This window comes from Mycobacteroides sp. H003, from assembly GCF_001440135.1.
In the GTDB taxonomy this organism is placed as follows: Bacteria; Actinomycetota; Actinomycetes; order Mycobacteriales; family Mycobacteriaceae; genus Mycobacterium; species Mycobacterium gwanakae.
Genome location: NZ_LJYL01000024.1, coordinates 121076 through 127195, shown reverse-complemented (window position 1 = coordinate 127195; position 6120 = coordinate 121076). Strand labels below are relative to the sequence as shown.

6 protein-coding genes, 1 tRNA gene and 1 pseudogene are annotated in these 6120 nt (G+C 64.3%); 4 read left to right on the top strand and 4 right to left on the bottom strand.

Annotated features, from left to right (window positions below; all coding sequences use genetic code 11):
- The 3 genes and pseudogenes from AOT87_RS17480 to AOT87_RS17470 form a co-directional block, all read left to right on the top strand.
- A pseudogene (locus AOT87_RS17480) lies at positions 1 to 187 on the top strand (ammonium transporter); the annotation flags it as partial.
- 5 nt (positions 188 to 192) lie between these two features.
- Complete coding sequence (locus AOT87_RS17475) at positions 193 to 531, top strand: P-II family nitrogen regulator (protein ID WP_057968406.1); 339 nt, start codon at positions 193 to 195, stop codon at positions 529 to 531.
- 58 nt (positions 532 to 589) lie between these two features.
- Positions 590 to 1558 (top strand): NAD(P)-dependent oxidoreductase, encoded by a 969-nt coding sequence (locus tag AOT87_RS17470; RefSeq protein ID WP_057968405.1) that lies wholly within the window; start codon positions 590 to 592, stop codon positions 1556 to 1558.
- 35 nt (positions 1559 to 1593) lie between these two features.
- Here the strand turns inward: AOT87_RS17470 and AOT87_RS17465 are convergent.
- Positions 1594 to 1667, bottom strand: a tRNA-Pro gene (locus tag AOT87_RS17465).
- Positions 1668 to 1829: 162 nt separating this feature from the next.
- Between AOT87_RS17465 and AOT87_RS17460 the strand changes: the two genes are divergently transcribed.
- On the top strand, positions 1830 to 3194 hold the full coding sequence (locus AOT87_RS17460; protein WP_057968404.1) for an HNH endonuclease signature motif containing protein: 1365 nt from the start codon (positions 1830 to 1832) through the stop codon (positions 3192 to 3194).
- Positions 3195 to 3281: 87 nt separating this feature from the next.
- On the opposite strand, the gene AOT87_RS17455 is transcribed toward AOT87_RS17460, so the two are convergent.
- The 3 genes from AOT87_RS17455 to cmk all read right to left on the bottom strand — a co-directional run bounded on the left by AOT87_RS17455 (position 3282) and on the right by cmk (position 6117).
- Entirely contained in the window at positions 3282 to 3845 is a 564-nt protein-coding gene (locus tag AOT87_RS17455) for a LysM peptidoglycan-binding domain-containing protein (protein ID WP_057968403.1), read from the bottom strand.
- Positions 3846 to 4045: 200 nt separating this feature from the next.
- The gene (gene der, locus AOT87_RS17450; protein ID WP_030098010.1) at positions 4046 to 5446 is read right to left on the bottom strand and encodes a ribosome biogenesis GTPase Der; all 1401 of its coding nucleotides are present in this window, start codon (positions 5444 to 5446) and stop codon (positions 4046 to 4048) included.
- Positions 5443 to 6117 carry a (d)CMP kinase gene (cmk, locus tag AOT87_RS17445; protein ID WP_081343377.1) on the bottom strand — a complete coding sequence of 225 codons (675 nt, stop codon included), beginning with the start codon at positions 6115 to 6117 and terminating at the stop codon, positions 5443 to 5445. Before cmk ends, der begins: the two co-directional genes overlap by 4 nt.
- Positions 6118 to 6120 lie beyond the last annotated feature (3 nt).

Genomic DNA, 6120 nt, shown 5'->3' with positions numbered 1-6120 from the left:
TGCATTCATCGTGAAGTACACCATTGGCCTGCGCATCAGCGACGAGGGAGAAGCGGCCGGAGCCGACGAATCCCAACACGCTGAAGGCGCATACGACTTCGTCGCACTCGGCCTCGGATCAGCCACCGGGAACTTCGCAGGCTCCCCGACAGAGGGACGCCCCCTCATCTCCCACCGAGAGGCATGAGGGACATGAAACTCGTTACCGCGATCGTCAAACCGTTCACGCTCGACGACATCAAGACCCAACTCGAACAGACCGGCAACCCCAGCATGACAGTCAGCGAGGTGCAGGGCTACGGCCGGCAGAAGGGCCACACCGAGGTATACCGCGGCGCTGAGTACCAGGTGGACTTCGTGCCGAAGGTGAAGGTCGAGGTCCTTGTCGACGACGAGGCTGTCGACAAGGTGGTGGAGGTCATCGTGACCGCCGCACGCACCGGCAAGATCGGCGACGGCAAGGTCTGGGTGAGCCCCGTTGACTCGGTGGTGCGGGTACGCACCGGCGAGCAGGGCGCCGACGCCCTCTAACCGGGCAAGTTGTGCAACCTGTTTGCCCCCAGTACCCCTGTTTGATACTGATGGGGAGGTGACGACTCAACGCGCGTTCATCACCGGCGCAAATGGATTCGTGGGCCGCGCACTCTCGCGGCACCTCCGCGCCTCGGGCTGGGAGACCCGCGGTGTCGATCTGGCGGCGGACCCCACACACGACGTCCGCGCCGGAGATATCAACGTTGAGGGGCCGTGGATAGCCGACGCTGCGGCCGCGGATGCGATCTTCCACACCGCAGCAATAGTGTCGAACACCGCAGCAGCCGACGCTGCCTGGCGCATCAATGTACTTGGGACGAAAAAGGTTATCGATGCCACGTCGCCAGGGGCGGTGTTCGTACACCTATCCTCGGTTCGGGCGTTCTCGGACGTCGACTTCCCCGATATGGTCACCGAAGATCATCCCATCCGGACCGACGGAAACACCTACGTTGACACCAAAATCGCAAGCGAACAAGTGGTACTGCAGGCTCACGCGGCCCACCGGATCGATGCGCGGATCATACGCCCAGGTGATATCTACGGGCCCGGATCCCGGCCGTGGACGCTGCTGCCGTTAGAGATGATCCGCGGTAACCAGTTCGTGTTGCCCGCGATGGGCAAGGGCATCTTTTCGCCGATCTACATCGATGACGTCATTGACGGCATCACGAGCGTGGCTACCTGCGATGCGGCACGCGGCCAGATCTTCACCATCTCCGGAGGCGCTGGGGTCTCCTGCGCACAGTTCTTCGGCCACTACTACCGCATGCTCGGTAAGCGCGGCCCCTTGGTGCTACCCACCACCGCTGCGATTGGCTTGGCCAGAGCGAAGACGTCCATCCTCGCGCTGTCGGGCAGAACAACTGAAGCCAATGCCGCCTCCGTGCGCTACCTCACCAGGACCGGAACCTACTCGATTGCCAAAGCGCAGAGCGTTCTGGGGTTCAGGCCCCAGTTCACTCTCGAATCCGGCATGCAAGCGACCCAAACCTGGTTACAGAGCCAAGGGCTCCTGGGATGACAAAAACCACCTGTAAACAGGTGGTTTTTGTGTTGTCGGGCTGACAGGATTTGAACCTGCGACCACTTGACCCCCAGTCAAGTGCGCTACCAAGCTGCGCCACAGCCCGCCGCCGCGATGAGCAGCAGACGGAAGCCTACCGTAGGTGTGCCGAGATCCTGAACTCGGATTCCGGTCAACGAACCCGAATTCCTGAAATCACTTGTGTCACAAAAAAAATCATCCGCAACATTTGTCGGTAGTTGTCGGAGTGGCGTCCTATAATTCGAACATGCGTTCGATAGTGGATGTGGAGGTAGGCCACGTCCTCGCGGAGCTGGCCGGCGCCCTCGACGCATTGTCGGAACTGGATCCGCAGACCCTTACGCAGGGTGACCGTCTTGCCGTCCTACGCGAGGTCGAGGCATTCGTGCGCCGGATTCCCGCCGCCACCCACGGGCTTGTCAATGAACTTGTGGCCGATCATGTTCCGGGCGCGTTCGGTGGCATCAACCCGCCCGACGTCCTCGCCGATGCACTCCGAATCACCCGCTCCGACGCCAGACGGCGCATCCGGGACGCTGCGGAACTGGCTCCGAGGGTCACGCTCAGCGGTGACCGGATCGAGCCGGTGCTCGCGGCCACCGCCATGGCGCAACGGGCGGGCGCCGCCGGGGGTGATCACATCGCGGTTATCCGCCAGTTCTGGGACCGACTCCCCCGCGCCGTCGATGCGGTAACCCGGGCGGCCGCTGAGAGGCAGCTGGCGGAGCTCGCGGGAACGCTGCGGCCCGACGAGCTCCGCAAGGCCGCGGACAGACTCCTGGCCTATCTCGATCCGGACGGGAGCTTCACCGGCGACGCCGACCGTGCTCGACGGCGAGGGTTCAGAATGGGGCGTCAGGGTGTTGACCTCATGACGCCCGGGGAATTTGACCTCGACCCCGAGCTACGTTCCTATCTCGACGCGATCTTCGCCAAGTACGCAGCACCGGGCATGTGCAACTCCGATGACGAAACACCTTGCGTAGGTGATGATTCGGACGTAGATGCAGCGCGGCGGGATGGTCGATCCGTCGCACAGCGGCAGCATGATGCGCTGAAGGCGGTCTGCCGGTCCGTGTTGTCATCGGGTGAGCTGGGTCGTCATCGCGGATTGCCGGTGACTGCGGTGGTCACCGCAACGCTGCGTGAGCTCGAAGCGGGCTCGGGTAACGCGGTGACCGGCGGGGGCTCACTCCTGCCGATCACCGATCTGATCCGGATGGCCAGTCACGCCCATCATTATCTGGCCATCTTCGATGACGACGGTCGCGCGTTGCATCTGGGGCGGGCGAAACGGATCGCCACCGTGGACCAGCGAATCATGTTGACCGCCAAGGATCGTGGCTGTACCTACCCCGGCTGCGATCAACCCGCGTATCACTGCCAGGTGCACCACATGGACGAGTGGGCTCACGGCGGCAGCACCGATATCGACTCCCTCACGCTCGGCTGCGAAGGGCATCACAAGTTACTGGGAGCCGAGGACCAGCACTGGAGAGCAGTACGCGGTCCGGACGGCCAGACCTGGTGGATCCCACCCGCGCATGTCGATCCGGCGCGCTCGCCGCGTATCAATTGGTTCCACCATCCGGACGGCTACCTACGGGAGTAACACGACATCGGCCCCGCCGGGGGTTAACCCGACGGGGCCGATGGGGCCAAGAGGCTTAGTTCGAGCCGCTTGCGTGATCCGGTGTGATTACTCCGGGATGGTCAGAACCTGACCCGGCTGAATCAGATCGGGGTTGGCAACGCCGCTCGCGTCGGCGATCTTCTGGTACTGGTTGCCGTCGCCGTAGAAGCGCTCCGCGATGGCCCACAGGGTGTCACCCGACACGACCGTGTAGGTGCGGGGCTCCGGGGCAGGAGCAGGCTCCTCCACGGCGGCCGGAGCAACCTCGACGGACTCGGCCGGGGCGACCGGGGTGTCGGTCTGGGTGCCCGAGGACCACACGGAGTCGGTGCCTGCGTAGAGCACCAGGTTGCGGTCGTCCTGCAGAACCAGCTTCACGTCGGAACGGCCCTCGGTGTTGCTGCTCCACAGCGCGCCGCCACCGTTGTCGTAGACCACGAAGTTTCCGTCGCTCTGCACCTCTGCACGGCCAGCGCTGTGTCCGCTGGTGTCGGAGGCCCACACGGGGCTGCCGCCGTCGGTCAGAACCAGGTTGCCGTCATCCTGCAGAGTCAGGGTGTACGCGCCGTTGTTCGAGGTGAGGCTCTGTCCCGAATCCAGCTTCTGACCCTGGGTGAGTGTGTCCGCCACTGTGTTGCGCCTTTCGTAGGTGGTTTTGCTACCGCCGCAGGATGGTAGACGGTCAAACCAGCCTAGGTCGGCAAACCGAAAAAGTGGGCGATTCGGATCGGGTAGATCTCAACATGGGCGCGAATATTGGGTGAACGGAGCCTGAGAGCGCAATGTGCACAGGGTCCTTTATCTTGTGCCCGTTGCTATCTCGCCGCCAGTTAGCGCTTGGGCCCGCGCTTCTCGCGTACCCGCACATTCACCCTGATGGGAGTGCCTTCGAAGCCGAAACTTTCGCGCAATCGACGTTCGAGGAATCGGCGATACCCCGCCTCGAGGAAACCGGTGGTAAATAGCACGAAGGTCGGCGGCCGTGAGGTGGCCTGAGTGGCGAACAACACACGTGGCTGCTTCCCGCCGCGCACCGGCGGCGGCGTCGCGGCAACCACTTCCTTGACCCAGGTATTGAGCTGACCGGTAGAGATACGCGAGTCCCAGGACTGCAGTGCAGACTCCAGCGCGGGCACCAGCTTCTGGATGGCCCGCCCACTCTTGGCCGAGATATTCACGCGCTGTGCCCAATTGAGCTGCGCAAGCTGAAGGTCTACTTCACGTTCAAGGAGATCGCGGCGATCCTCGTCCACCAGGTCCCACTTATTGAACGCCAGTACCAATGCGCGCCCGGATTCGACGACCATCGACAGCACCCGCTGGTCCTGTTCGGTGATGGGCTGGGATGCGTCCAGAAGCACGATCGCCACCTCGGCGGCCTCAATGGCTCCATGGGTGCGCAGCGAAGCGTAGTACTCATGACCCGAGGCCTGGCCAACCTTACGGCGCAGACCAGCCGTATCGACGAAACGCCAAGTCTTACCGCCGAGTTCGATCAAGGTATCCACTGGGTCCACGGTGGTCCCGGCAGTATCGTGCACCACCGACCGCTCGTCCCCGGACAGCTTGTTCAGAAGAGAGCTCTTGCCCACGTTGGGTTTTCCGACGAGCGCCACACGCCGCGGTCCGCCCTCCCCCGACCCTCGCGCTGACACCTGGGGCAGATCGGCGACCACACGGTCAAGCAGATCCGCGACCCCACGCCCGTGCATGGCGCTGATGGCGATGGGCTCACCTAACCCCAGCGACCACAGGGTTGCGGCGTCGGCCTCGGCACGGTCGCTATCAACCTTGTTGGCCGCCAGGAAAACCGGCTTACCCGAGCGGCGCAGCAGCTTCGCCGCGTCTTCGTCAGTCGAGGTGGGACCCACCGTCGCATCGACCACCAGAATGATGAGATCCGCGGTCGCCATCGCATGCCGCGCCTGTTCGGCCACGAGCTGTTGCAGGCCGGTCGCATCGGCCTCCCAGCCACCCGTGTCCTGCACGGTGAATCGGCGATCCAGCCATTCGGCCGGGTACGAGACGCGGTCTCTGGTCACCCCGGGGATGTCCTGGACGACCGCTTCGCGCCGCCCGATGATGCGGTTCACCAACGTCGACTTGCCGACATTAGGGCGACCGACCACCGCCACCACCGCGGGCGGGGCACTCGGCTCCTCGGTTTCCTCGACTCCATCGAATTCGTCGAGTTCCCACTCGCTTTCGTCGACCCATGTGCCGTCGGTCATCGGGATGCCCCTGCCTTTGTGCGAACGAGGTCCAGCAGGTGGGCCACCACCTCATCCTGTGTCATGTCGCTGGTGTCGACCTCTATCGCGTCCTGCGCCGGACGCAACGGTGACACCGCCCGGGTCGAGTCCAGATGATCGCGGCGCTGCACGTCGGCGAGCACGCGCTCGTACTCGTCGGCCCCGCCGCCCGAGACATTCTGTGCGTTACGGCGCTGGGCCCTGGCCTGTGCCGATGCCGTCAGGTAGATCTTCACGTCGGCCTCGGGCAGCACGACGGTACCGATATCGCGGCCCTCGACCACCACAGCGCCACCACTGCCCTCGGCCAGCTCACGCTGCCGTCGCACCAGCCGTTCACGTACCTCCGGAACCGCGGACACCGCGGAAACCGCGCCAGTCACCTCGGTCCCCCGGATGGGAGTCGACACGTCCTCTCCGGCGAGCAGAGCAGTCTGCGCATCCGGATCGGACCCGACCGACATGGGCACCTCGCCGGCGGCCGCGGCGATGGCCGCCGGATCGGTGAGATCGACACCGGCGCGCAGCACCCAGAGCGTCACGATGCGGTACATCGCACCGGTATCCAGATAGGCGGCGCCGAGCTGCCGGGCCAATTCCTTGGCCACCGAGGACTTTCCGGTGCCCGATGGACCGTCGATGGCCACCACGAC